Genomic DNA, 26,531 nt, shown 5'->3' with positions numbered 1-26,531 from the left:
CAGTCAACGTGAGGAAAACCGATGAATGACATTGTAATGTCTCTGTATGACCTCATATTGCAGCGATAAGTGACAGAACCACAGTTTTGTTAAATCAAAATTCCCAATGGATTAAAGCCATGAGTAATCAAACCATCTTTTCTCAGCTCAGTGAGGAGCTGAACATTTCAAGAGCCCAAATCAATGCGGCCGTTGAATTAATGGACGGCGGTGCGACAGTTCCCTTTATTGCCCGCTATCGAAAAGAAGCGACCCAAGGACTGGACGATACCCAGCTGCGTAATTTGTCGCAACGACTCACCTATTTAAGAGAACTGTGGGACCGCAAAGAAGCCATCGTAAAGTCGATTGCTGAACAAGATAAGCTCACCCCCGAGCTGAAAGACAAGATTGATACCTGTGTATCAAAAGCCGAGTTGGAAGAGCTCTATTTGCCCTATAAGCCCAAACGTCGCACTAAGGGCCAAATCGCCATTGAAAATGGTTTAGGGCCGCTGGCCGATGCGCTGTTTAACGACCCCGATCTCGATCCAGAGACAGAAGCTCAAAAATATTTGAACGAAGCTGTCGCTACCACTAAAGATGCACTGGATGGCGCTCGTTTTATCCTCATGGAGCGCTTCGCAGAGGATGCCGATCTTTTACAAAAAATCCGTCAACACCTTAAAAAGCAAGCCTTTATCAAGAGTCAGTTAGTTACAGGTAAAGAAAAAGAAGCTGCTAAATTCAGCGATTATTTTGAACACCGTGAGAAGCTCATGACCACGCCCTCGCACCGCGCATTGGCGATGTTTCGTGGGCGTAATGAAGGCTTTTTACAGGTTTCTCTGGAGCCTGACCCGGAAAAAGAAGAAAGCGACAAGACCTCTTATTGCGAAACCATTATTGCTGAGCACACCGGCCTGACCAGCCAGCATCTGTCGCAAAAAGCCGCCGGTAAATGGCTTTCAGGTGTTATCCAGTGGACATGGAGAATAAAGATTCTTATGTACATGGAAAATGAATTATTCAGCCAATTAAGAGAAAGTGCCGAACTTGAAGCCATCAATGTTTTCGCTTCCAACCTGAAAGACCTGTTAATGGCGGCACCCGCGGGCCCTAAGGTAACCATGGGATTAGATCCGGGCTTAAGAACTGGAGTGAAGGTGGCTGTGGTTGATCAAACCGGAAAAGTGCTGGCAACTCAGGTGATTTACCCACATGCGCCACAAAACCATTGGGACAAATCCCTGCGCACTCTGGCTAACGTCTGCCGTCAACACAAAGTGGAGCTTGTAAGTATTGGTAATGGCACTGGCTCAAGAGAGACCGACAAGTTGGTTGCAGAGCTGATGAAAAACGAACCTGAACTCAAGCTCACCCGCTTAATCGTAAGTGAAGCTGGAGCCTCTGTGTATTCAGCTTCAGAGCTGGCATCCAAGGAACTCCCCGAGATGGACGTATCTTTGCGCGGCGCTGTGTCTATTGCCCGACGCTTGCAAGATCCCCTCGCAGAGCTAGTTAAGATTGAGCCCAAAGCCATTGGTGTTGGACAGTATCAGCACGATGTGAGCCAAAGCCAATTAGGACAATCGCTGGCAGCCGTCATTGAGGATTGTGTAAACGCAGTCGGTGTAGACCTCAATACCGCTTCGCCCGCCATTTTGGCCAATATTTCTGGCCTGAATAAAACGCTGGCACAAAATATTGTTGATTACCGCAATCAAAATGGTGCTTTTAGCAGTCGTAAGGAGCTAACCAAGGTTGCAAGACTAGGTCCAAAAGCGTTTGAGCAATGTGCGGGCTTCCTTCGTATTAACGAAGGCAATGAGCCGCTAGACGCATCTGCGGTGCATCCAGAAGCCTACCCTGTAGTGGAGCGTATTCAGGAGCAAGCCGGCTGTGATGTTAAGCAACTTATTGGCAATGCAGATGTCCTGAAAAAGCTCCTGCCTGAGCACTTTGTTGATGACCACTTTGGTCTGCCAACGGTTAAGGATATTTTCTCAGAGCTATTAAAACCGGGACGAGATCCAAGGCCCGAATTCAAAACGGCGCAATTTAAGGAAGGTATTGATACCATTAACGATCTCAAGCCCGGAATGATTCTGGAAGGCGTGATCAGCAATGTGGCAAACTTTGGCGCCTTTGTTGATATTGGTGTACACCAGGACGGCTTGGTACACATATCCTGCATTACTGATAAATTTATCTCCGATCCGAGGGAAGTGGTCAAAGCCGGTGATATCGTTAAGGTGAAAGTCACCGATGTTGATGTGCAGCGCAAGCGCATCTCATTGACCATGCGACTGGATGACAAAGCTTCTACCAACAACAATCAAGCTAACAAGGCCGGTAAGCGTTCCGATGCTAAGCCTGCCAGGCATTCACGCCCCCCCAGACAAGACAATAAATCTTCTCAAAACAGTGCCATGGGCAATGCATTTGCGGAAGCTTTTGCAAAAGCGAAAAAATAATCGGCCACAACTCAGCGGAGGGCTTTAAGCTCTCCCTGACGGTCCAATTTGATTGTACTGGTGTTGCGACAGGTTATTTAGAATCCGCTGTTACAATAACTAGGCGAACTGCTGGAAGCCTTCAGTTTTTGGAGTAGAAGTTTGCTGGTAAAAACTGGCTATTCTGAGGGCGCGTTGATTGATCTCTTCATCTCGTTGCCCAGACAGCTCAGCTGCTTCAGTTGTGCCAGATAAGCCAGTGTTTGCAGTGAAGTTATTGAACACATCAGCAACGTTTTGTACTGTCTGTTCCAATGAGCGCGTAGGAGGGCGAACATCGCCTGGCTCAACGATCTCATCAATTTCAGGGATATTTTCTTCAATCGGATCCGGCTGCTCAGCGGCTTGAGGGTTGAAAACTCGCTCAATATTCTGCTCTTGCTGCTCCTGTTGGGCTTCTAGTTCCTGCTGGGAGATCTCGACACGGGCCTCACCTGCTATCCGCGAAGCTTCACTGGCTACCCTGAAGTCTTGTGGTGAAGGCTCTGCAGGCGCAAGAGCCGCCGCTCTTACCTGTTGCATTTTAGCGAGGGTATCTTCCGGCTCAGCTTCTTTGGAGATATCGATGGAAACTTCGCCGCCTACAGCGTACTGCTGGCCATCGGGTCCGGTTTCAAATTCATAGCTGGGCGAACCGGCATACTGACCGCCCACGGCGGCATGTGCTTGCTCATGAGCCCGAACTTCCTGGTCTCGCGCCTTTAGCTTCTCAATTTCTTGCTGATCAATGGCTTCTTGTTGCTGTCTTTGACGCTCTTCTGCATCTTCCTTACCAGCGCTCTCTTGCTGCGCGTTATCCGGAGTTTGACCATTGGTATTACCCAGCGCGCTGGCATCACCACCATTTGGGTTTTGCTGTACGACAGGACGTTCATAAACTGGTGACTGGGCAGCTTGAGCTGATTTAGCAGATTGTTTGAGACGGTCGGATTCTGAGCCTAATCCAGACTCCGCAGCCGAGTTTTCCGGCTGCGTTATCTGGGGAATAACTTCCCGTTGCACATTATCACGGCGCGCAGATTCCGTATTCACATTAGATGTTGTGAACGGAATGGCAGTTGGCAACGGCGTGACAATATTCATGGCAGTAATGAATTAAACTTAAGCGAGTTCGTTGATAATGCGTCCAACGGTATCGTTAGCCACATCCACAACTTTTGTCGAAGCCTGCGCATTATTCAAATTGTTTACCAGTGACAACAAATTACTGGTCATGGAATCACCACCCGAGGGTAGTAATTTAGATACACCACCAAGTTGTTGGGTTGCCACATCAGAAAGCAGCTCGCTGGTTGAACGCAACGACGCTTGCTGTTGAGCAATACTAATTGATGTGCCAGCAATACCATCAGAGGCTTTCTGAACACCCATCACACCAGATAGAATAGCGGAGTTAACGCTATTTCTTACATCGAAAGACATACACTACTCCTATTACCTCATGTCTAATTATTAAACAAATGAGCAAATAAATAAATCTTTTGATTAGTTTTTATTGAGATTATTCCACTCGTTGTTATGCCCTAATAGACTAAATATTCAGCAAGAAGTCGTTAAAGATCTTAACAAACTGGTCGGTGTGAGAAATAAAGGGAGCATGAGATGCTTTATCAAAGGTGTGGTAATCGGCCCCGGGGTGCAATAACTCAATAACACGGCGACTTTTTTCAGGTACAAGGCTGTCCTTACCACCGAAAATTCGCAGCGTTGGAATTGAATTGGTTGCAAGTTGAGCTCGTAAGTCAACGGTTTGAAGAAACCATAATCCGCGTTCTAAAGCCCCCGGATTGGCAACACCTCCACTTTTCACCTGTTCTCTTATAGTTCGCAAGTCTGCCTTGGCTGTAGCGCTGCCCATCGCCTGAATAGCCAGGAAGCGTTCCAGGGTCTTCATATAGTCTTGTTTTAATTGCTGTTGAAAACTCTGTAAAACGTTCTGTTTGATGCCCGGCCAGTCATGGCCTTCCAGAAAACAAGGACTGCTACAGATGAGGATTTGTCGGGCAATGGGCGTGCTGTCTTGCAAAGCAATGTGCTGCGCCACCAGCCCTCCCAAAGACCAACCAGCCACAGTTGCCCCCGCTGGGATCACATCTTGTATCAGTTGGCAATATTCGGGGAAACTCAGCTGTTGCACTTGCACATGGTTGTTCATGCCAAATCCCGGCAAATCGACTAAACGCAAGCGATGCAGAGGCTCAAGGCGCTCTATCAGACTACTAAATACCCCGCTATTCACGCCCCAACCATGCAACAACACCAAATCCGGTGTGTCATTAAAATCCTGTACTTTTAACTGCAAAATTACCTCTGGAACACCTGTATACTTTTACCCCACCTGACGCAGTTTTAGGGTACATCCATGCTCGGCTCTTTAAAACGTCTTATGGCACGCACCAATCAATGTTATTGCTGTTTGCAATCTGCAACGACCGCGATCTGTTCGCTGTGCGCCGAGCAAATCAAACATTTCCCTGCCAGTGAACACTCCTTTTTTTTAAACAACCAACGATTCTTCACTCAACATCTGCAGACATTAAGCCCATACAATACCCTTAGTATTGGCCCTCACGCAGGATTATTGCAGTCTTTGATAAATGACTTCAAATATAAGAAAAAAACTCTGTTACGAAACTCACTAGCAAAGTTGCTGGAGGAAAAAGTGTTAGCCTGTTATTCCGAAGATGAGCTACCACAAATACTGCTTCCGGTTCCCATCTCCCCCTTAAAGCGGATGCGCAGAGGCTACAACCAAACAGAATTAATCTGCAGCCAGCTGACCAGACGGTTATCCCTGGAAACAAGCAACTACCTTATCAGTCGCGAGATTTTTCACACCCCGCAAGCAAGCCTGAGCGGCTCAGAAAGACGAAAGCTCGCAGCTTCGAGGTTTCGCATTGAGCAACCGGGTTTACTGGAAAATACAAGTCACATCGCACTGTTTGATGATGTTATCACTACAGGCACCACGCTACTTTGTATTGTCGAACAAATAAAAAAGGTCAATCCTGACTTGAGAATTGACCTTTGGAGTTTATCGATTAGCCTTCAACATCAATGAAACTGCTCAGATAGATGGCATTGGATAATAATCGACGGGTGCCTAACCAATAGCCTCGGAAGCTGACATTGTCAGCAAACGCTATCACCCTACCCTCACCTTTTTGGTGGGCTATAGCCATCGCGCTATCGGCCAGCAGCTGCTCTACTTCATCTGAAGTATATCCAGCCAAAAGTGGCATTTTTTGATAAACAATGGGATTGATGAAAGGCTGAGTAGGTCTTCTCATGATCACAGTGCTATTGCGAAATACTGGTAATTGGGGTTTGTCAAAACCGAATAACAGGGGATGACTTAAATCAACATTGGTATTGAATACCGCGCCAGCCACTCTTTTTTTACCATCCAGGCTTTCTTGGTCTGCAAAACTTAAATTTGCCGTATCAAATGCCGAATCTACTGCCTCTTTGTCCTTGAATTTAGCAGCCAACCAATCTTGTTCCGCAGCCCAGATAGCGGCGCGCTTCTGTGTGATTAACACGCCTCCTTGCTCAATCCAGTGCTGGATACGCTTGGTGTCTTTTTCTGAAATCGTTGCGTAGTTACCATCTACAGCAATAATGTGACTGTAGCGCTCCAGATCAATTCTCCCCAAGCGCTGAATATCAACAATACTCGGTGCTAAGCCCACAAACTGGTCAAGGTAATGCCATACTTCTCCAGCCTCATATTGTGAAACCCCACGACCGCCGAGCAACAGTATTTCCGGCTCGGTAACGGTGTTTACATAGCGACTCCCCAAATCCACGCCTTGCGGCGTCAAGCCAGTAGTTAAGCCATGTAACTTAATATTGAGTTGGGCTGCTTTAGCAATCAGTGATCCGGTAATATCGCCAGGCTGTTTAAATCCCATAGGAAGCACAACGGCACCGGGTAAGAAGGCAAACTCACCATCTAAGGTCACCGCTGTAAATGCTTTCCCAGACTGCTTTACATGAGCTCCTTGTTGCAGCAAAAACTGCAATAATGCCGGTGCATCTGAGTCATTCCAATTGAATGCCCAGGCGACAACTTCGGAATCTGCCAAAGGCGATTTTACTTGCAGCTCCTTTATGGCTTGTTTGGCAAACGGAACTTTGCGCCAGCGACTTTTTTCCACCACATCAAATTCATAGTTAAAAGCCAGCGCAATATTCCAATTAGAGACGTCGTAAAAGGTATTGTCCTTGAAGCGTTTTTGACCGGAAAATAGCGATTTCACCAAGCGGTATTGAGCTTGTCTGCCGGGCACAAAGAAGCTCTCTCCAGCCACAAAGGTTTTGTCATCTAATTTAACATTACTGTTGAGCGGATAAATTTCGATTTGATGGCGAGCCAAAAGGTCCAGAAAATAGGCAAAACGACTGGTATCGCTACCTGGCGTTACCATATAACCGGCAACATCATCATCCAGCGCCAGCTCGACAGTATTGCGTGCAAAACCCTCCTGATAGTCCAAAAGAGCGGCCTTATTACTCATGGCGCCTTCAAGCGTTGATAAGCTCAAATTAAACTGATTTTGAATTGTTTGAGAAAAGGATAACAGGCCATTTTCTGATTCCTGGAGGTGGCCTCTGGAACTAGCCTGTTCGAACAGAATGCCAATACTGCCATGGGCATCAGGATAGGTGGACCCTTTTCCATAGTAAAAATCATCGAAAGCCTCTTGCGTAAAATACAGACGCTTATCTTTATCTAATGCCTTGGCATGAAACTTAGCCAATTGATTAGTTAGCTCAATATTTTCTTGCGGCGTATGAGGGTTCGTCCTTGAAGGGATTCCGGGTTGGAAAAAGTAACTACTATTGGTACCCATTTCATGAAAGTCAGTAAGTACATGTGGTCTCCATTGCTGAAACTGTTCAATTCTGGCACGTGACTCCGGGTGAGTGAGTAGTAACCAATCTCTATTGAGGTCAAACCAGTAGTGATTCGTACGAGCCGATGGCCAGGCTTGTTGATGCTCTCGATTTTGTGGGTCTGCCACCAGGTTTTTACTTTTATGAGAATTTGCCCAATGAGCAAAACGAGATAAACCATCAGGATTCAGAGAAGGGTCCAGAATAACCACGCTCTTATCCAGCAATTTTGTTACTTCCTCTCCTTGCGCCGCGGCCAGGTAATAAGCCAGCAAAAGTGCCGCATTGGAGCCACTAGGCTCATCCCCGTGAATGCTGTAGCCCATCCACAATACCAGCGGAAAACCCGAGAGATCCCGCTTGCTGTCATGCATTAACCAATTTTTTTGATGGGTTTGTTGAATCGATGGCAAGTTCGCCAAATTCTGTGGGGTACTGATATACAAATGCACCAACTTGCGGGCTTCATGGGTTTTACCAATCTCTTTTATGCTTATGCGGTCTGATTTTTCAGCTAACAAATATAGATAGTTTAGCAGTTGATCATGCCTGACATGCCAGGCGCCCACCGGGTAACCTAATACCTCTTGCGGTAATGGAATTTGCGGGTCATATTGCACATTGCCAGGTAAATATTGTAAATCGCTGCTATAGATTTGCGACATATCCGCGTGCACAAAGCGAGCTGTAATGAGTAACGTACAGAACAGGAAAAATCTTAATATCATTGATTATCGGGCCTTTTTATCGTTGCCTTTACCATAAGGGAATCTTTTCTGTTAGGCAAAAAATGTCTAAAAGAGCTTAATACTTGAGTGTTTTACTCAAGTATTTTTGTTAGAATCATTCTTAGTTTACATTAAGGTTGTCGAGATGATTAATATTTCTGAGTCTGCGCAAAGTCACTTTCGCAAATTACTGGAATCTCAACCAGAAAAAACCAACATTAGAGTATTCGTGATAAACCCTGGCACGGCCTCTGCGGAATGTGGTGTTTCCTACTGTCCGGCGGACGCGGTTGAAGATAGTGATACACATCTTTCCTTCGATGGCTTTGATGCCATCGTTGATCTGGAAAGTGCCCCTTATCTAGAAGAAGCCGAAATTGATTTCGTTACGGATCAAATGGGCTCTCAGCTGACACTGAAAGCACCTAATGCTAAGGCACGTAAAGTTGCTGAAGATGCGCCATTAAAGGAACGAATCGAATACATGCTAGTATCTGAAATCAATCCGCAACTGGCCAGCCATGGCGGCCAGGTAATGTTGATGGACATCACTGATGATGGTTTTGCGCTGCTGCAATTCGGCGGTGGTTGCAATGGCTGCTCGATGGTGGACGTAACGCTCAAAGAAGGTATCGAAAAACAAATGCTGGAGCAATTCCCAGAGTTAAAAGGGGTGAGAGATGCGACAGAACACGAGGCAGGCGAACACTCCTACTATTAAGGCCTTCTCCCGTGTCTCTCACTGATGTCGAGCGGATAACTCTGCACAGGTACTGGCTAAGCTTCAAAAAAGGCTTATTGGTGTTTGTTGTGGGTGTGCTTTTTATCCTGGTAGGGTATCGCTGGCAGGCCTGGTGGCAAATTCCAGGCCTGATATTACTGCTCGCGGGCGGACTATTCTCAGCCTATGGCTACATCGGCATATTGCGCTTTCGTTTGAAAAGCGCCTTTCACCTTAACGCCAAGCAAAAGCGTGATAAAAAGCTATAGCTCTTCTATTACAGACTTTAATTTTAACAATACATCTGCAAGTTCATTGGCTCGACTGTTATTCACTTCAGCGGCTGTCGCTAGTGCTTCTATGTCCATACTTAATTCACTGATTTGATGCAGCGAAAATGACAGCGAGCTTCCCTTAAGGCTATGAGCAAGCAGTGTCATAGCTCGCCAATCTTGGGCAAAAAACGCGTTTTCTAATACTTCTAACCTTGAGGGTAAACTATTCTTAAACTGTTCGACGAAGCGTACCTTCATGTCATCTTGAAACTCTGAATCAACCTTAACATCGTCGTCTTTGCCTAAGTAAAGAGCCAGTTTTCGTATAAACTCGTTGCGCTGAATCGGTTTACTCAAATGATCAGTGAAGCCTTTATTCAAATAATTCTCCACTTCGTGCTTCATCGCATTGGCTGTCAGAGCTATGGTAGGTACATTGATCCCGGCATCCAATAACAGAGCGATGGCTTCCTCTCCTCCCATCTCAGGCATGTGAATGTCAGAGAGTACCAAATCGTAGTCTTGTAGTTGTGCCTGCTGCACCAGCTGCAAGCCATTCTCTACCGCAGTAACGTCCAAGCCCAATTTGCTGAGCATCATGGTTAGAAGCATTCGGAGCTCTTTTTGATCTTCAGCTAATAATATCTTACCGGATAACTGTACATTGGTGGCTTGACGTACTTTTTGGCTATGGATCACTTTGGCGTAGTCAGTTTCATTGTTAATAGACTGAGCCTCATCTCCAGGACAAAGGGTAATACTGGCTTCAAAGTCACTACCAACCCCCGGCACGCTGCTGACAGATAAATCACCACCCAGTCTAGTGGTCAGGTATTTAGAAATATTCAACCCAAGGCCTGTACCGCCAAACTGCCTTGTCACCGATACATCAGCCTGCTCGAATGCGCTGAATATCCGCGCCTGTTGTTCTTTACTAATTCCCACACCCGTATCTACGACATTAAACTTCATCAACTCATTACTTGCACAGACAATGAGCTTAACTGAGCCCTTTTCGGTAAACTTAATTGCGTTGTTCAGTAAATTGATGAGCACCTGTTTCAAACGTGTGGGATCAGTGATGATATGCGAGGGAATGGGAAATTGTAGCTCTAAATCAAAGCCTAACTTCTTCAATTCAATTTTGGGTTTGATGAGGGCAAAAACCTCTTCCAGCAATACGGGCAACAGGCATGAGACCGATTCTAACTCCAGTTTCTCAGCTTCTATTTTAGAAATATCTAAAATATCATTGATCAGGTTTAGTAAATGATTACCACTGGTGGCGATAATATCTACCGCCTGTTCACTGGCCATGCCTGAAATTTCATTCTTCTTAAGCAACTCTGCATAACCGATTATCGAAGTAAGCGGGGTTCGAATTTCATGGCTCATATTGGCAAGGAAGCGACTCTTAGCTTCATCAGCTTCCCGCAGCTTGACCGATAGTTTCCTTAATTCTTTGGTTTGCTGTATTAGCTTTAGATGAGTGGCAATACGAGATTTAACCACAGCCGCATTAAAAGGCTTGCGAATATAATCTAAAGCGCCCAGGTCAAGGCCATACTTTTCATTATCTGCAGTATCCAGCCCAGTAATAAATATTACCGAAACTTCATTGAGATCAGGCTCATTCTTAAGTCGTTTCAGGGTTTCAAAGCCATCAACGTCAGGCATGATAATATCCAACAGAATGAGATCAGGCTGGAATTTTTTCGCTTTCCACAGCCCCTGCTCCGCACTTTTTGCCACCGAGACATCCGCGTCTGTGGATAATAAATCGGTAAGAATTTTTAAATTAGATTTCTCATCATCGATAATAAGAATTCTCGGTTTTTCCGGGGAAATGTTTAACCTGGCCACAAGCTCACCTTGGTTGCTGCCAGCTAATCTGATTAGGACTGTGCTGCTGCATGGTACTCAGCTGTTTGGCGACGGTGAAAAGCAAAGTATCAATGGAATCTGACATGCCGGGAATGATAGACGCTCCTGCCACAGAAGCAGTGAGATAGTCACTACCGGCGATTGCCGAAGGAATTTGTAGACTACCCAAAGCACTCTTGCACTTTTCAATAGGCGTGATGGCCCCTTCAGGATCACTTCCCGGTAGTAAGATAACAAACTCCTGGCCAGAAAATCTGGCGATAAAATCTCTGGATCTTTGTAACTGTGACGACAAGGCCAACGCGATTTTCGACAACGCCTCGTCACCCGCTGCATAACCAAACTTTTCATTGAAGGACTTGAAACCATCTACGTTAAATAACGCTAACGAAAACCATGAGCTATGTCGCACGGCGGCACGCCATTCCAGGTTTGCCACTTCTTCATATCTCTTTCTATTCGGCAAATCGGTCAATGGATCAACCAACGCGACTTTTTCCAGTAAATTCCGCTGCTTTACCAACTGCAGATGCAGCTTAATTCTCGCTTTAACCAGTTGTTCGTGAATAGGCTTTATAATGTAATCGCTCGCTCCAAGAGCCAAGCCTTTTTCTTCAAATTTTACATCTGTTAAACCGGTAATAAAAATCACAGGTATCAGTCTTGTTGCAGGGTTATTTTTAAGTTTCTGTAAGACTTCAAAGCCATCCATGTCGGGCATCACTACATCCAATAAGATCACGTCAGGCTGAGCCTTATTAGCTTTCTCTAATGCTTGCTGCCCACTCTTAGCCAGCATAATATCCGCCTCTTTAGCAATCAGTTCCGACAAGAGCCTGAGGTTGCTCTTTTCATCATCAACAATGAGTATTTTGGACTTTTCTGGAAACATAGTTAATTCGAAAATCTCATTATTTAGTTACAGTCTTCTGATCCAGCAACCAACGTTGCAGATAATCAGCGGCCTCTTCAAACTCAAGCTCTTTGACTAAAGAATCGATAATACTAAGTGCCTGCAGTTGATTTTTATTATGACAATCCTCTTTTAATTTTCTGATCAATTGTTCAACTGCAAAATCAGATCTATGCAATAAGGGTAGCATTGCTTCGAGCTCCGCGTCTCCAATATCTTGTTCAATGTTGGCCCTTCCGCCACCTTCTGGGCTAAGCTGAGCCCATCGGGCCTGAATATCTTTGATCAACCCCTTGACCTGTTCAGTGATAAGCAATGTTTCATCGCTCACCTGTTGCACATCCCGAATTATAAGTTCCAACTCTCCTATTTCACTGGACAGTTCAAATGCTCCAATATAGGCCACGTTGGACTTTAGTGAATGAATGATGCGATAGATCTGTTGCCGATCCTGAGATCTAACATGTGCGCTTAAGACTTCATCCAGATCGCTATAGTCCTCAATGAAATCACGCACCAGGTTTTCATACAGGCGATGTCTGCCCTGAAAGCGCAGCAGCGCTTTATTCACCTGCAAGGCATGAATATCTTTTAATACTCTGATAGCCTCCGGCAAAGGCGTTTCTTGTTGCGTGGAATCATTGCTTAGATCATCTTGCTCACTGTCAAGGTAGCGCTTGTCCGGGAGAAATTTCGCCATTACGGCAAATAAATCACCAGGCGAGATGGGCTTGGTAATGTGAGCATTCATTCCAACGGCAAAGCTTCGTTCTTTATCGCCTGTCATTGCATGCGCCGTCATGGCGATGATGGGAACCTCTAAGCCTTTATGCCTGATCACTTTTGTTGCCTGTATACCATCCATGACTGGCATCTGAATATCCATTAAGAGTAGGTCGTAGGATAGTTCCTGGACTGCTTGAATGGCCTCCTCACCATTGTGAGCGACATCAATTGTCGCTCCGGTTTCCAGCATAAATTCCAAAGCAACCTGACGGTTAAGCTCATTATCTTCCACTAACAAAAGTCGACAACCACTAAAATCAGGAATCGCTTCTTCTCTCTCAGAAGGTAATGACTCTTTTTCAGAACCACCTAACGCCAGCTGTATTGCGTCTATCAATTCGGACTGGTTGACGGGTTTCTCAATAAACCTTTCCACAATGTCTTCTGCATCAGTAGCACGCAATGCTTCTTTGTCATAGGAAGTCACCATCAATATATGAGGGATCTTACCACTTACAGTATCTCTGATACGTCTGGAGGCTGTAATGCCGTCCATACCCGGCATTTTCCAATCCATTAAAATAAAGTCGTAAGGACGCTGTCTGCGCTCCGCTCTTTCTACCCACTTTAACGCCTGCTCACCGCTGTCCACTGCGTCAACGGTTATGCCAAGCGCTTCAAGCGCCTCAGTCATAACTTCTCGAGCGACATCCATATCATCCACCACGAGCGCGCGGATATGAGAAACATCCAGCGCCTTGGAGCCGACAGAGGGCTCATCAGACTTTTCCACCTGAATCGTGAAAATAAACTCAGATCCCTCATCAGGTTTGCTATCGACACGGATACTGCCTTGCATCAACTCACACAACTGTTTGCAGATAGCAAGACCCAGCCCCGTGCCCCCATATTGACGAGTAACACTGTCATCTGCCTGACTAAAAGACTGAAATAGCCTGCTACACTGCTCGGCACTCATCCCAATACCACTATCTTTAACTCGAAACTCCAGATTTAACGTGTCATCAATACTTGAGAGTAAGCGCACGTTTAAATGGATGTAACCGTGATGAGTAAATTTTATGGCATTACTAACCAAATTGATAATTATTTGCTCAATGCGCAATGGATCACCCATCAAAGCATCGGGAATACTACTATCTACCGACAAAACAAATTCCAGATGCTTTTCATGAACTTTGTGATTACTAAGATTAACCACTCTGCGCAATGAATTTTCGAGACTAAAAGGTATGAATTCCAGGGTCAGCTTTTGCGCTTCAATTTTGGAAAAATCCAGAATATCATTAATTAAAGTCAGTAGTGACTCTGAAGAACTCAGTATTTTTTCCAGGTAATCTCGCTGCTCTGGCAAAACTTGTTTCTTCAATGCCAGGCGAGATAGCCCTATGACCGCGTTCATGGGTGTGCGGATCTCATGACTCATATTGGCTAAAAAGTTTGATTTGGCGGCCGTGGCCTCTTCCGCTTTTAATTTTGCCTGAGCCAACTCCACGGTGCGCTCATCAACCTTCTTTTCCAGATCTCGGTTATTCACCAACAGGCGTTGATTTAGTCTGGTATTATCAAAAAGAATAGCGGTTTGATTAGCCAACAGCTGCAAAATATCGATGCGATCAGAAGTGAAGAACCCCATTAAATCTGCATGTTCAAGATATAAAACGCCTCGAAACTCGCCTGCTACCAGCAAAGGAATAAACAACATGGACTTGGGCAACAAACGTTGAGTTTTCGCGCCTGATAGCAATGGCTCCTGAGCGCTATCATCCACCGCATAAGGCGTCTTTATAAGTCCCACATAGTTCAACAGCGTTTCAGGTATTTGTGCCAATGACATGATTTCTGGGTAACTGCCTTTAAGCTCCAGCTTGGTGCCTTCAAAAAACAAGACACAGCCTTTTTGAGCTCCTGCGTTCTCCACGATAATGGTCATCATGCGCTCAACAAAGGCCTCCAGATCCACTGAACCACTCAGAGTTTCGGAGGCCTTTAGTACTGACAGGAGATCCAGATTTTTTTCATTTTTTGTCGCTCCTGATAGTGAGGGGGCATTTGCTACCGATTGCTCAGGGTGGCCTAACTTTGGAAATTCATCATGCAAATGTTTGATAGTTTGCCAGGCATGCCAATGGTTTAAGCAATTCAGCGCTTCACGTAGATGCGCTAAGCCTGAAACCTCATCGCCGTTTGTTAACCAATATCGACCATAAGCGTCCCAACAGAGAAACTGCCATAAATGGGAACGGCTACTCTGTGCTGCATTGACGGCCTTGGCGTAATACTGCCAGGCATCTGGCTCACCTTTAAAATTTCGAGATTCTGCCTCCAGCAAAAGCCATTTCGCTCTGTGTATATCACCACTGTTGCCACACCAAGATTGTAATTGTGCAAGGTGTTGATCAACCTGATGAAGTAAGGCTTCTTGGCTTGAATCACTAGTATGAGTTGCAGTATTACGCAACAAGATAATACCTGCCAGGGCATGATAATCCGCTAGCCAATATACCGGCCAGATGTCATTTACCAGTTCCTGTGCCGCATTGCGATACTGCTCTGCCAAGATGAAATTGTTATTCAAAACTGCTTTACACATTTTGGCGAAATGCATTGAAAAGAAACAGGTTAACTGGTCAATTCCTGGTGCCCCTTCCTTCGTTTGCAGTTCCAAATCGAATGAATCTGTCCCTTCACTGGCTTGTATCACACTTTGAGCCAATTCCAGCCATTGCCGAGCCTGAAGCCCCTCCGGGGTCTCTGCGCTCTCCTCCATGAGCTCAATTAACACTTCAAATATTTCTACAACTTTGTCTAGTGGCTTATCGGTCAACAAACTAAAAATGGCGTGATAAAGGGGCGCTTCCCCGTGATTCAGGTCCACTGACGACTCAAACACTTGCGCGCTCTTACGGGCAAAAAATATCAAGCTCTGCTGTAACGGCTCAGACCAATGAGCAATCAATGCATACCGGGTGACTAAGAGTTTATCTCTGTGCGCCTGATTGAGCTTGAGTTGTTCAGCCAATTGTTCCGCTACGGAAATGAATTGCAGTGCGTCAACGTGTTTATGGGCAAGCGTGGTCAGCATCAAAGCATGTGTTGTGTAAAACTTAACTGCATACTTTGTATTGCCTTGTGCAAGACACAACGGAATGGCAACAGAGGAAACCTGCATCACGGCATGGATATTAAGTTTACTGGCAACATCTAATAGCTCGCTTAACAGGATATGCAATTGGGTAGTTGCGTCTTGGTTTGTACAATCCAGAAGGCCAAATGCCTGAATTCCCTGAGGCGGATATTGTTTATCCAAAGCCAAATAATCCGATTGATTTTCCGCTATCGAAAAATCACAGAGAAGCGCCTTAACTGCTCTCATTCCCTCAGAAAACGCCGCTTCAATATCTTCCGCTGCGCACAACATTGTCATTTTCCAAATAACAATACGCGCAGAGTCGGCAAGTTTATTAACTCGCTTTTCCAGTATTGCGATTGCAGCATTCAGTCCAACCAGTTGATTCCTGCGCAATGATTCCTGGATGTATCCTTGATATAACGCTACACAAATATCGTAATGCTGCTGCCAATCTTCTTCCGTCAATAACTGTACACCAAGGTGGAAGCACATCAGCGCCTCACCGTTTTCAAGCTCTTGGTTAGCTCGACTCGCAGCTAGCAGGTAATACTCCGCTATTTGAATGGGTGCCACCTGAGTATTTTGATATCCCGACAGTGGATGCACCCAAAATAGCCAGTGCAGTACGTTGTCTTTAAGCCAAGCACTATCTTTTTGGTCAAACAGCGCATCTGCCAGAGCAAAACGCAACTGCTCTGCATTGGTACCTGTCTCTAGTTGACTGGCAGCCAATTGAATTTTTTTATGGGCAAACTGATAGTATTTTTTATCGGGACTGCATTGTGCCCAAAGCCCCATAGAAACCCAGTAATCAATATACTCAACAAGGTTTGCAGAGGACACATCTACAGCCAGCATGAGTATTTCAGTGTCAATATCTTTACCCATTAAAGCTGCAAGCTTTAAGCAATTTCGCTGCTCCAGAGGTAAGCTCGCTAAGCCAGCCCCTGTTTGCTCAGCAACATTTGCAGTCACAGTGGAACGACTGACCTCCTCCGGTAGCCAATTCCAAATCTGCTCATCGTCTTCATACAATGCCCCCTCACCAACTAATTTTTGAATAAATGATTTAACAAAATAAGGGTTACCTCTGGTTTTGTTAAAAACCAGGTCAGACAGGGACTCCAGACTAAACTGAGTTTCCCAAAACGTGTCTTCCACAAGATTGTGAGTAGCAGCAGTACTCAGGGGCAACAGCTCTACCTGATGTATTAGAGCACCATCCAATTCTGTTGCAGCGACCAAAGACTTCACTGAAGCTGATTCGGGTAACTCGTTTTCACGTAACAGTAGAACCACTTTTAAATTACTTTGCGGGGCCATGGAGAACAGTGCCAGTAAAGTCTCAGACGTCGTTTTTTCCAGGGAATGGGCATCATCAAAAATCAGATACAAATCTTTATCGAGTCTGGAGAAGCACAACAACAACTGAGCCAGAAGGATTTCACTGGAATGACTTTCAATAAAACCCGCCCCTTTCTCTTCGGGTAATACAATCTTTAGTTCCGGGAACAAGTTGTAGAGTTGCCCCCGTTGCTCAACTGCAATTTTTTGTAGTTGCCGTTGTAACTTGAGCAATTGCGACTCCTCAAGGATAAGCGCTTGCTCAATCAGTTGTTGCAACATAACAAAGATTGCTGATTGTCTGAGGGTGTGGATTTCAGGTTCAACGTTAACCACCCCCAGGAGGGCACTTTGAGGTAGAACGCTGGTCTTGATTTCTTGCAGCAGCGCCGTTTTTCCGACTCCTTGTTCCCCTGAAATGCACAGAACCGCCAAGCCGCTATGGGCGTTTGCCCGGTTGTACCATTGCTGAACTAATGTTAATTCAGAATCGCGACCGTAAATGTATTTGGGAAAACTAATGACCTTTTTTTGTTCCTCTTTAGCGATACGAAAATCGCTAATCACTCCCTTTTGAGTGAACTCATTCAAACAATGTTCAAGATCAGCAACTAATGTTTGTGCATTTGGATAGCGGGCTTCAGGAGCCTTGTTTAAGAGCTTACTAATGATACTAAGCAGTACTTCGGGTACAGCAAATGACCGCCCGGGGTCATATTCTACAGGTTTGGCAATATGCGCATGAATGAGGGTTAAAGGATCCTGAAACTCAAAAGGGTAACGGCCCATAAAAATGCGATATAACAAGGTGCCTAATGAATAAAAATCCGAGAAACGCTGAGGGGTCCAATCCGTTCTGCCGGTCACCTCTGGTGATGCAGTGTGTAAGTTACACCCTGTCGTCAATAGCGCCTGCTTTTTTTCGTCAATACTAAACTCTTTATGCAGATTCCAGGTGTTTAAGGAATAAACCTGAAAGCTCTTCTTATCCACTAATAGCGTTTCCGGCTCTACAAAACCCAACATAAACTGCTGCTTGTGAATATCTGCCAACCACGTTGCCAGCGCGATACACATTTTCAGCTGTTCGGTCATCTCCAGAGAATGATTTGTGAGAAAGCTTTCAAAGAGTTCAACGCCTTCAATGTCCGGGTAGAGATTGATGCAATTCCGTTCGCTGGTTATACAACCAGAAGACGCAATCAGCGCAATTGATGAGAATCTTGACTGACTCTCGATTTCAAGCTCAAGCATCTCCATCGCTTGCCTGTCTGACTGTTGTGCCGTTTTACACCAATAGTGAGTTCCATCATTGTCTGATGCACGGCTCAGCACTATCGGGCCAGCAAGTGTTTTTATGTCTTCAAGCCGCTTTAGCTTAACATCCACGATGTCTGCTCCTCGTATCCTTGTGTTTACACATCAGTAATTCAGGCGCCTGCTTCAAGTAAAGATCACCCTCTAGTTAGATGCAAACAGTTGCTACTGGAATTTTGGCTACAATAGGTCCCTCACGCATGATATCGATGATAGAGCCTGTAATAAAAGTGCCCTCCCAGCAAAATACCTCTTGCCAATAAAAATAACAAAAAACCTTGCCATAAAATGTCAGCATTTAGCGATAAAAAATGCAAGGCATACCAAGATACTGCGACTCCGGCACTTAACAGCATAGTGAGTAACATAGCGCGAGCTTGAGTCAAACCTACGTACCATCCATCTAATAAAAAGCACCAATGCGCCACCAGAGGCAAGAAAACGATGTAAATTTTAAATTGCTGAATATATTCCTGTACCTCGGTTATATCGGTTAACAGATGGGTAATAAACCTGAAACCCAGTGCAAACACCAGGGTATAACAAATGGCTAAAACACTGGAAACCAATAAACTTACCTTGATCCAAAGGCGAAACTTGCTTTTACTGTTTTTCCCTGAGGCTTCTCCGAGCAACGCCTCTGCAGCGTAGGCAACGCCATCTAGCCCAAGGGCAATCAATACAAAAAACTGCATCAAAACCGCGTTAGTCGCTGCAGTTAACTGTCCTTGTTGTAAACCGAGGTAGGTAAAGATGCCTAAAAATATCTGTAAACAGAGATTTCTGAAAAAAACGTCTCTGTTTAGTCTGAGCAAGCGTTGTAGAGACTTTTTAGCAATGTAAAACCTGCGCCACCATTGCGCTTCAAATTTAGCGATAGTAAATAAAGACATGAGCAAGACCAAGCACTCACTCAGTGCCGTAGCGATGGCTACCCCTGCCGTTTCCATCGCTAACCCAATGGCGAGAAAAACACTCAACAGCATATTCAACAGATTAGCGATAATCTGTATCTTCATCACATTTTTATGTTGTTGCCTGCCCAGCAGCCAGCCTATTAACACCAAATTCAGTAGTGATACTGGCGCAACTGATATGCGAATAAAAAAGTAATCTTCAGCGATTGCCACTACCTGCGTATTGCTACCGGAAAAATACACTCCCATTTGAAACAGGAAGGGACTGAGAAACCACAACAGAACACCGAGTAACAAAGCCAATAAAGCGCCATTGCCCAGCACGGAAATGGATTCTTGCTTTTGTTCCGGGGCACTACTTTGGGCGCTCAGCCCAGTCACAGCCATGCGTAAAAAACCGCAAACCCAAATAAGCTGGGTAATGATAATGCTGCCAAGAGCCACTCCCGCCAGGTAGTGGCTACCCGGCAAATGCCCCACAATGGCCGTATCCACCAACCCAACTAACGGCAAGAAAATATTGCTGACAATCATGGGCAATGCCAATGCAATGAAATAACGAGTTGCGTGGTAAAAAGTCAAACTGGTAATCTTCTTATGTGTTGGATTTTAATTAGTGAATCATATGAGTGTATTTGTAAGGGTATTTGCCTTTGTTTTCTACTTCACCGCAGTTTCCCAAGCGCAGGCCAATAATAGCGCAACTATTTTGTTATACCATCACGTAAGCAGTGCTACGCCCCCCTCAACCTCAATTACTCCTGAAAAATTTGCAGAGCACCTGGCGTATTTGGAGGCCAATCACACTGTTATTCCTTTACAAGAATTAATGTCCAAAATAAAAGCACAGGCCCCCCTTCCGGACAAAGCTGTTGCCATCACTTTTGATGATGGCTTTCGCAATATCAAGGAAAATGCGCATCCATTGCTGAAAGCACTAGACTTTCCTTATACTATCTTTATCAATCCTACAGAAGTCGGTGTAGGCCCTGGTCATTTAAACTGGCAAGAACTAAAGCAGTTATCCGAAGAAGGGGCGTTAATTGCAAATCACTATTGGGATCACCGCCATATGCTTGATAAGGCCACAGAAGCAGACTGGCTGATACACACCAAACAGCGCATATTGAAAGCAGAAGCTGCAATTGTAGAAAATTTGGGTAGTTCGCCCGGATTTTTTGCTTACCCTTTCGGAGAATATAACAAAGCCCTGAGCGACTTGGTCGAGGAGCTGGAGCTGGTTGGCTTTGCCCAGCATTCAGGTGCCGTAGGGTACCAAACCCGACTCTCGGAGATACCGCGCTTTCCTGCAGCAGGCATATACAGTAACCTCAATACCTTAAAAACCAAATTGCAAACCCTGGCGATGCCAGTTGTATCAGCCTCTATAGAAAACCCAGTGTTCTACTCGCCTCCCAAACTTGAGTATGCAATAACACTGGACACCAGTGATTTCAATAAAGGTCTACTCAGCTGCTTTTTTCGAGGCGAGCGTATTAGTGCGTCTTGGCAAGAAGATACACTGCACGTATCAAGTGATGTAACGCTAAAGCCGGGACGCTCGCGAGTGAATTGCACGGCTCCCAGTAAAACTCATAAGGGTCGCTATTACTGGCACTCTCAACCTTGGTTTGTGGCTACCAAAGAAGGTAAATTTTTAGACTAATGGCTGCCGATTAAAATAGGTAGATCCGCCAGTATCTGCTGACCGTCACTTATCGCCAATTCTCCGGGTTGGTAATCAGGTTTAAAGCGACCAACAAGATGCGCATCTGGATTGATGATAGCTATCGAAGCACTGTGATCCACAAGATAATCGGGTTTGTCAGTGCTCTCGGCAATCGCGTAAGCCATACCCATGCTGCGTACTAGCGGAAATAGCTGTTTATGCTCAGCGGTAGCAGCATAAAAATCTTCGTGGAAAAACTGGATGTACTCGTTAAGTCGCGGTACATCGTCTCTGCCGGGGTCGACGGAAACAAACAACACTTTCACCGGATATTCACTACTGATGGCCTGCAAATCAGGATAAATTCCTTTGAGTTCGGCTAATGTGGTAGGACAAATATCCGGGCACCAGGTATACCCCACAAAAACCAGTGTCCATTGTTCTTTGAACCACGCAGGTGTTATTGTCGAACCATCATGAGCGGTTAATTCACTTTCATGTAATATTCGCGGTGCGGGATACATCTGAGCATAGTTTGGTGTTTTTGGTGGAGCAACATTTAACGCCCCCCAGATCCCGGCAGCAAGTGCTAGTAAAGCGCAGAGACCAATGACAAGATTTTGTTTCATAGGACGATTTTAAAATAGTGATCCACTAATAACACCACGAATAAAAGCATTAGGTGTAATATAGAAAACTTAAATGTGTTCATAGCAGTTTGTTCATTGGCGGCAAACTTGAGTTTCCAGGCGTAAACTAAAAAGGCAATATTGAGTAATGTCGCCCCAACCAGGTAAATCAATCCTGACATGCCCACCAGATAGGGCATCAGACATATCAAGCCAAGCAATACGGTATAACCAAGCACCGAGGTTTTAGTAAATTCGACACCGTGTGTTACCGGCAACATTGGCACTTCAGCCTTGGCGTAATCTTTTTCTCTATGGATTGCCAGCGCCCAGAAATGAGGCGGTGTCCAGGTAAATACTATGAGTACCAAGAGTAATGCGTTGCCGTGGATCTCCCCCGTCATTGCCGTCCAACCCAGCAGTGGCGGTGCCGCTCCAGCTAAACCACCAATAACAATGTTCTGTGGCGTAGCACGCTTTAGATACATAGTATAAACACAGGCATAGCCCACCAAGCTGGCAAAAGTTAGCACAGCCGTAAGCCGGTTTACAAACAGCTCCAGAATGAGGTAACCAACAACACACAAAACACCAGCAAAGGCCAAAGCGCGACCTGGTGTGACTTTACCTTTAGGCACCGGACGGTTATAAGTTCGCGCCATTTTGCCGTCGATATTGCGATCCACAACGTGATTGATCACCGCTGCTGAAGAAGACAGCATTCCAATCCCTATCATGCCCGCTACAAGCGGCTGAATCGGTAAGGTACCCTCAACAGCGAGACACATACCAACCAGAGCGGTGAGCAACAATAACAACACCACTTTAGGCTTGGTCATTTCGTAATAATCACGCCACGAAGCTCCCTGAAATGTTTGCGAAGAAGACCCGTTTTTTATTACTTTTTCCATAACATTACGCCTTTCTATACAGGGTGTAATTCAACAAGATGAGAGCCAGCAGCAAAAGCGCAGCAACGGCATTGTGTGCTACTGCAACAACGATAGGCAGGCTAAATACAACATTTGATACGCCAAGCGCTATCTGCACGCCTAACAAAGACACCATCAACACCGATTGATTTTTTACCCGGTCGGAAATTGCTGAAGTGTACAATCTGATGCCCAACCAGCACAAATACAAAAAGGTAATGAGTGCACCAAATCTGTGTACTATGTGCATAGTCATGCGCTCATCGTAGGGGTGAGCGCCGAATTCATAATTGTCTGCTTCAGGCACACTAAAAGCGCCCGAAAAATTGAGTTTCTCATACCAGTTCCCCTCACATATCGGCAATTCGGTACATGCCAAAGCAGCATAGTTGGCAGATGTCCAGCCTCCAAGCGCTATCTGAATGACCAATATAAATAAACCCAGTGTGGCATAACGACCGTATTTTCGTACTCTGGGGTCGCCTCCTGGAATTCGGTAAGGTTTCATACGAAGGTGTAACAGAAACAGTAAAGAGAGCAATGTAAAGCCACCCAACAAGTGGCCCATCACCACCACCGGCAATAAATTCATGGTCACAGTCCACATACCCAATGCGGCCTGAAAGATAACCAATAACAATATGACAAAGGGAAGTTTAACGGGTGTTTGTTGCTGTCTGTTTTTGAGGGCGATTATAAATATGAATAAAATCAGTAATCCCAATGTGCCTGCAAAATAGCGATGAATCATTTCGATCCATGCTTTACTTGCCTCCAGAGGACGTTCCGGGAAAGCAATCTCAGCTTTGGTAATCGCCTCATCTGATTTAGGCACGACCATATGACCGTAGCAACCAGGCCAATCTGGACAACCCAATCCTGAGTCAGTCAATCGAGTGTATGCCCCCAGAATGATGACCACTATAGTAAGAAAAATGCTGACCTTAACTAACGTTTTCATAAAACAGCTCTATCCGATCCGCGAAAGTTTCAGGACCTTTCTTAAATCGGCAAGTATATCGCGGCTTTGCATTACCGCTTGTTGTTGTTCTTCACTGAGGGAATAACGCAAAATCACATTCCCCAGCGTATCTGCAATGAAAATACCACTAACAGATTGGTTTTTAAACACCTTATCAAGGTATGTTGAGTTTGTATTTATTAAAGCGAATGGGGTTTCACTGCTGAGCTTTTCCACTGCATCTAAGTCGCTTCCGGGTAGGACTAACAAACTAGGGATCACGCGGTCTTGAGCTTTACCTGACGCAACCCAAACCTGATTCAAACTGTATAATGCATTTTTACATCGCGCATCACATTGCTCAGGCATCACATAAACTATACGCCACACGGGTTTATCACCACGGAGAATATCCGCCATTTCAACCGCAGGAGACATCAATTCCCCTTTATTGGTGGCGCCTTTGTTAAACCAGTCTCCCTGCAAGGCAAACCAGGCCAATATCACTGGCAATAAAAACACCAATACGAAAATGATCAAGGTACTGCGATTATTCTGTTTTTTCTGTTCGCTCATCTTTCCATTTTTTCCTTAACGCAAAGCCATAAATCAATGCACAAGCCAATGCTAAAAGAAACCACTGTATCGCATAAGCGATGTGTTTCTCTGCTGGCATTGTTACCGGTTTAAAGTTGTTTCTTAACCCAAAAGCTTTCGGGTCTTCTATGTAGCCTAACACGGGTATCAGCGTCGTTTGTAATATCTCATTCAGCATGGTTAAATCTGGTTGCTGCAATAGATATGGCCACTGTTCAGGCTCTCCAGATTGTCGAACCAGTTGATTGTGCAAGGGTACGTACAAAACAATGTGAGTTTGCTGTATAACTTCCGGTAAACTCACTTCTGGTAATGAACGACGAAAATCCCGGTCCGGTAACCAACCAAAATTCACCAGCAATATTCCAGCATTAGTGGTCACCGGTGCCAACACCTCATAGCCTACTGTGCCATCAAGTACCCGATTATCCCAATACAGCAAACGCTCAAGATCTACCTGTCCAGTGAGTTTTGCTCGCTTAAAATCGTGCTCTCCACCGGCCGCCAGTGCCGATTGCACACTATTGAAAACCACTTGTTCTTGTATACCTTTTTGTTCAGCGAGCAACTGCTTCTCTTGCGCTCTACCCAATTGCCAGAAACCCAGTTTCAATAAGATGACAACCGCAACAAAACTGATTATGGTAGGAACTAAAGGCGGTTTCTTCATTACTGCTTAGCGACAAACCCGGAGTTATTGATGACTGTTAAAATTATCGTGGCGTTACTGTTATTGTTTATGATTTACAATTTATTTAAAGCCATGATGATTATGCTTAAGAACGAACCCGGACAGGGCTCAATGACTAAGTTTATTGGCAGAAGAGTGATGACCTCTGCCATCATAATTTTGCTACTGGTAATCGCTGTAGCAACGGGGATTATTACACCTAATCCCCGTCCATTTTAGTTCTGTTTAAAGTATATAAACGAAGACGAACAAACACACCCAAACGACATCAACAAAGTGCCAGTACCAGCTAGTCGCCTGGAAGGCAAACTGATTGTCATGGGTGAAGTGCCCCTTCATAACTCGTCCGAACATCACAATTAGCATGATAGTGCCCAATGTGACATGGAGCCCGTGGAATCCAGTGAGCATAAAGAAAGTATTACCGTAAATACCAGAATCTAACTTTAAGCCCATATCCTGGTAAGCATGCATATACTCCACCACCTGCAAGTATAAGAACAAACAACCCAGTAAGATGGTCACACCTAAAAACAGTTTCAATTTGCCGCGCTCACCTTTTTCCAAGGCAACATGAGCAATGTGCGCAGTGACAGAAGAAAACAACAGGATTAAGGTGTTATACAGTGGTAATCCGGTCCAAGGCATTGCTTCTGTAGTCGTCCCTCCGGGTGTTTCAACCAAAGGCCAAATAGCCTGAAAGGTGGGCCACAAGACTTCATTAGTCATCGCATTATTGGACGCCCCGCCTAACCAAGGCACGGCAATAACTCTTGCGTAGAATAGCGCACCAAAGAAGGCAAAAAAGAACATCACTTCAGAAAAGATAAACCATGACATGCCCTGACGGTAAGAGCGACCCAACTGCGCGCTATGCATGCCCGACATCGACTCATCAATCTGATTTTTAAACCAGCCAACCAACATGAACAGTAAAACCACAAAGCCGGCTAGCAAGATAAGCGAACCACTGCCCTCCGTACCGTTCTTCATTTCGATGACAAAGGTACCAGCGCCATAGGCCATTAAAAACAGGGCAACGGCCCCCACAAATGGCCAAGGGCTTTGGTCGGGAACATAGTATTTTTCGAATTGTTGTTCGCTCATTTCATCTCCTTTAACCGCGATTCATGGCAATTTCTTGGCCACGCTCGGTTACGTCATACAAAGTATATTGCACAGTAAAAAATGTAATATTATCCGGTAGCGCTGGATCCACGTAAAAGCGCATTGGCATAGTGGTTTCAGCACCTGCTTTGAGTGGTTGTTGCTCAAAGCAAAAACACTCAGTTTTATTCAAATAAATGGCCGCAGGCCCAGGAGAAACAGAAGGTACGGCTTGACCTACAATATCTCTTTGACTGGGATTGTGGGCATAAAAGTCTACTTGATGCATTGCTCCTGGATGAACTTCTACACGACGCGTCTTGGTTTCAAACTCCCAAGGCATACCCGTGTTAGTGCGAGTAATAAACTCCACTGTAACAAGACGACTCTCGTCTACCTCGATATTTTGGTATACCGCAGCTTCGTTCGAGGTTTTGCCATTGATACCTGTTACGGCGCAAAACACGTCATATAAAGGCACTAGCGCAAAACCAAATCCAAACATGCCAAACACAACGGCCACCAATTTAATGATGACCTTTTTGTTTTCTTGTTGTTTTTCTGAGTTCATC

At 45.1% G+C, this 26,531-nt stretch carries 21 protein-coding genes; 6 read left to right on the top strand and 15 right to left on the bottom strand.

Going from position 1 to position 26,531, the window contains the following annotated elements:
* Positions 1-119 precede the first annotated feature (119 nt).
* Positions 120-2,456: a Tex family protein gene (locus AABA75_RS00500; protein ID WP_338290357.1), complete on the top strand. Its 2,337-nt coding sequence runs from the start codon at positions 120-122 to the stop codon at positions 2,454-2,456.
* A 99-nt stretch (positions 2,457-2,555) separates the two neighbouring features.
* Here AABA75_RS00500 and AABA75_RS00495 read toward each other — a convergent pair whose 3' ends face one another.
* The 3 genes from AABA75_RS00495 to bioH all read right to left on the bottom strand — a co-directional run bounded on the left by AABA75_RS00495 (position 2,556) and on the right by bioH (position 4,797).
* Positions 2,556-3,527 (bottom strand): putative metalloprotease CJM1_0395 family protein, encoded by a 972-nt coding sequence (locus AABA75_RS00495; RefSeq protein ID WP_425325553.1) that lies wholly within the window; start codon positions 3,525-3,527, stop codon positions 2,556-2,558.
* A gap of 69 nt (positions 3,528-3,596) precedes the next feature.
* Positions 3,597-3,917 carry a hypothetical protein gene (locus AABA75_RS00490; RefSeq protein WP_338290355.1) on the bottom strand — a complete coding sequence of 107 codons (321 nt, stop codon included), beginning with the start codon at positions 3,915-3,917 and terminating at the stop codon, positions 3,597-3,599.
* Positions 3,918-4,026: 109 nt separating this feature from the next.
* Positions 4,027-4,797: a pimeloyl-ACP methyl ester esterase BioH gene (bioH, locus tag AABA75_RS00485; protein ID WP_338290354.1), complete on the bottom strand. Its 771-nt coding sequence runs from the start codon at positions 4,795-4,797 to the stop codon at positions 4,027-4,029.
* A 60-nt stretch (positions 4,798-4,857) separates the two neighbouring features.
* Here bioH and AABA75_RS00480 point away from each other — a divergent pair, with 60 nt between their 5' ends.
* A complete protein-coding gene (locus AABA75_RS00480) occupies positions 4,858-5,556 on the top strand; it encodes a hypothetical protein (protein WP_338290353.1) in 699 nt (232 codons plus the stop codon).
* Here the strand turns inward: AABA75_RS00480 and AABA75_RS00475 are convergent.
* Positions 5,537-8,122 carry a M14 family zinc carboxypeptidase gene (locus AABA75_RS00475; protein ID WP_338290352.1) on the bottom strand — a complete coding sequence of 862 codons (2,586 nt, stop codon included), beginning with the start codon at positions 8,120-8,122 and terminating at the stop codon, positions 5,537-5,539. The two genes, AABA75_RS00480 and AABA75_RS00475, sit on opposite strands and share 20 nt — an antisense overlap.
* Before the next feature lie 145 nt (positions 8,123-8,267).
* On the opposite strand from AABA75_RS00475, the gene nfuA reads away from it, so the two are divergent.
* Complete coding sequence (nfuA, locus tag AABA75_RS00470; protein ID WP_338290351.1) at positions 8,268-8,843, top strand: Fe-S biogenesis protein NfuA; 576 nt, start codon at positions 8,268-8,270, stop codon at positions 8,841-8,843.
* Between the two features lie 11 nt (positions 8,844-8,854).
* On the top strand, positions 8,855-9,112 hold the full coding sequence (locus AABA75_RS00465) for a hypothetical protein (RefSeq protein WP_338290350.1): 258 nt from the start codon (positions 8,855-8,857) through the stop codon (positions 9,110-9,112).
* Here AABA75_RS00465 and AABA75_RS00460 read toward each other — a convergent pair.
* From AABA75_RS00460 to AABA75_RS00445, 4 genes are all read right to left on the bottom strand, one after another.
* Positions 9,107-10,981 carry a response regulator gene (locus tag AABA75_RS00460; protein ID WP_338290349.1) on the bottom strand — a complete coding sequence of 625 codons (1,875 nt, stop codon included), beginning with the start codon at positions 10,979-10,981 and terminating at the stop codon, positions 9,107-9,109. The two genes, AABA75_RS00465 and AABA75_RS00460, sit on opposite strands and share 6 nt — an antisense overlap.
* Before the next feature lie 4 nt (positions 10,982-10,985).
* Positions 10,986-11,894: a diguanylate cyclase gene (locus AABA75_RS00455; RefSeq protein WP_338290348.1), complete on the bottom strand. Its 909-nt coding sequence runs from the start codon at positions 11,892-11,894 to the stop codon at positions 10,986-10,988.
* 19 nt (positions 11,895-11,913) lie between these two features.
* Positions 11,914-18,528, bottom strand: a complete 6,615-nt coding sequence (locus tag AABA75_RS00450; RefSeq protein ID WP_338290346.1) for a response regulator — start codon at positions 18,526-18,528, stop codon at positions 11,914-11,916.
* 122 nt (positions 18,529-18,650) lie between these two features.
* Positions 18,651-19,955 carry an MATE family efflux transporter gene (locus tag AABA75_RS00445; RefSeq protein WP_338290345.1) on the bottom strand — a complete coding sequence of 435 codons (1,305 nt, stop codon included), beginning with the start codon at positions 19,953-19,955 and terminating at the stop codon, positions 18,651-18,653.
* Between the two features lie 43 nt (positions 19,956-19,998).
* On the opposite strand from AABA75_RS00445, the gene AABA75_RS00440 reads away from it, so the two are divergent.
* Complete coding sequence (locus AABA75_RS00440; protein WP_338290344.1) at positions 19,999-21,039, top strand: polysaccharide deacetylase family protein; 1,041 nt, start codon at positions 19,999-20,001, stop codon at positions 21,037-21,039.
* On the opposite strand, the gene AABA75_RS00435 is transcribed toward AABA75_RS00440, so the two are convergent.
* The 5 genes from AABA75_RS00435 to AABA75_RS00415 are packed head-to-tail and all read right to left on the bottom strand — an operon-like array spanning position 21,036 to position 24,831.
* Positions 21,036-21,671, bottom strand: a complete 636-nt coding sequence (locus AABA75_RS00435; protein ID WP_338290343.1) for an SCO family protein — start codon at positions 21,669-21,671, stop codon at positions 21,036-21,038. The genes AABA75_RS00440 and AABA75_RS00435 overlap by 4 nt on opposite strands.
* Positions 21,668-22,582, bottom strand: a complete 915-nt coding sequence (cyoE, locus tag AABA75_RS00430; protein ID WP_338290342.1) for a heme o synthase — start codon at positions 22,580-22,582, stop codon at positions 21,668-21,670. Before cyoE ends, AABA75_RS00435 begins: the two co-directional genes overlap by 4 nt.
* A gap of 4 nt (positions 22,583-22,586) precedes the next feature.
* On the bottom strand, positions 22,587-23,564 hold the full coding sequence (locus tag AABA75_RS00425) for a COX15/CtaA family protein (protein WP_338290340.1): 978 nt from the start codon (positions 23,562-23,564) through the stop codon (positions 22,587-22,589).
* 9 nt (positions 23,565-23,573) lie between these two features.
* Entirely contained in the window at positions 23,574-24,140 is a 567-nt protein-coding gene (locus AABA75_RS00420) for a hypothetical protein (RefSeq protein WP_338290338.1), read from the bottom strand.
* The gene (locus AABA75_RS00415; protein WP_338290336.1) at positions 24,115-24,831 is read right to left on the bottom strand and encodes an SURF1 family protein; all 717 of its coding nucleotides are present in this window, start codon (positions 24,829-24,831) and stop codon (positions 24,115-24,117) included. The genes AABA75_RS00420 and AABA75_RS00415 overlap by 26 nt, the downstream gene beginning before the upstream one ends.
* A gap of 30 nt (positions 24,832-24,861) precedes the next feature.
* On the opposite strand from AABA75_RS00415, the gene AABA75_RS00410 reads away from it, so the two are divergent.
* Positions 24,862-25,071 carry a DUF2909 domain-containing protein gene (locus tag AABA75_RS00410; protein WP_338290335.1) on the top strand — a complete coding sequence of 70 codons (210 nt, stop codon included), beginning with the start codon at positions 24,862-24,864 and terminating at the stop codon, positions 25,069-25,071.
* Positions 25,072-25,077: 6 nt separating this feature from the next.
* On the opposite strand, the gene AABA75_RS00405 is transcribed toward AABA75_RS00410, so the two are convergent.
* Positions 25,078-25,959: a cytochrome c oxidase subunit 3 gene (locus AABA75_RS00405; protein ID WP_338290333.1), complete on the bottom strand. Its 882-nt coding sequence runs from the start codon at positions 25,957-25,959 to the stop codon at positions 25,078-25,080.
* Positions 25,960-25,969: 10 nt separating this feature from the next.
* A complete protein-coding gene (locus AABA75_RS00400; RefSeq protein ID WP_338290332.1) occupies positions 25,970-26,530 on the bottom strand; it encodes a cytochrome c oxidase assembly protein in 561 nt (186 codons plus the stop codon).
* Position 26,531 lies beyond the last annotated feature (1 nt).

The organism is Planctobacterium marinum (assembly GCF_036322805.1).
Classification (GTDB): domain Bacteria; phylum Pseudomonadota; class Gammaproteobacteria; order Enterobacterales; family Alteromonadaceae; genus Planctobacterium; species Planctobacterium marinum_A.
The sequence above is the reverse complement of the archived record's forward strand: the minus strand, read 5'-3'. Positions and strand labels throughout refer to the sequence as shown.

Bases quoted from the DNA above. Each gene is read 5' to 3' on its own strand.
- AABA75_RS00480 (WP_338290353.1), top strand. From the start codon at position 4,858: ATGCTCGGCTCTTTAAAACGTCTTATGGCACGCACCAATCAATGTTAT.
- AABA75_RS00405 (WP_338290333.1), bottom strand. From the start codon at position 25,959: ATGAGCGAACAACAATTCGAAAAATACTATGTTCCCGACCAAAGCCCT.
- cyoE (WP_338290342.1), bottom strand. From the start codon at position 22,582: ATGGAAAAAGTAATAAAAAACGGGTCTTCTTCGCAAACATTTCAGGGA.
- AABA75_RS00425 (WP_338290340.1), bottom strand. From the start codon at position 23,564: ATGAAAACGTTAGTTAAGGTCAGCATTTTTCTTACTATAGTGGTCATC.
- nfuA (WP_338290351.1), top strand. From the start codon at position 8,268: ATGATTAATATTTCTGAGTCTGCGCAAAGTCACTTTCGCAAATTACTG.
- AABA75_RS00475 (WP_338290352.1), bottom strand. From the start codon at position 8,122: ATGATATTAAGATTTTTCCTGTTCTGTACGTTACTCATTACAGCTCGC.
- AABA75_RS00420 (WP_338290338.1), bottom strand. From the start codon at position 24,140: ATGAGCGAACAGAAAAAACAGAATAATCGCAGTACCTTGATCATTTTC.
- AABA75_RS00410 (WP_338290335.1), top strand. From the start codon at position 24,862: ATGACTGTTAAAATTATCGTGGCGTTACTGTTATTGTTTATGATTTAC.
- AABA75_RS00455 (WP_338290348.1), bottom strand. From the start codon at position 11,894: ATGTTTCCAGAAAAGTCCAAAATACTCATTGTTGATGATGAAAAGAGC.
- AABA75_RS00435 (WP_338290343.1), bottom strand. From the start codon at position 21,671: ATGAAACAAAATCTTGTCATTGGTCTCTGCGCTTTACTAGCACTTGCT.
- AABA75_RS00440 (WP_338290344.1), top strand. From the start codon at position 19,999: ATGAGTGTATTTGTAAGGGTATTTGCCTTTGTTTTCTACTTCACCGCA.
- AABA75_RS00415 (WP_338290336.1), bottom strand. From the start codon at position 24,831: ATGAAGAAACCGCCTTTAGTTCCTACCATAATCAGTTTTGTTGCGGTT.
- AABA75_RS00490 (WP_338290355.1), bottom strand. From the start codon at position 3,917: ATGTCTTTCGATGTAAGAAATAGCGTTAACTCCGCTATTCTATCTGGT.
- AABA75_RS00400 (WP_338290332.1), bottom strand. From the start codon at position 26,530: ATGAACTCAGAAAAACAACAAGAAAACAAAAAGGTCATCATTAAATTG.
- AABA75_RS00500 (WP_338290357.1), top strand. From the start codon at position 120: ATGAGTAATCAAACCATCTTTTCTCAGCTCAGTGAGGAGCTGAACATT.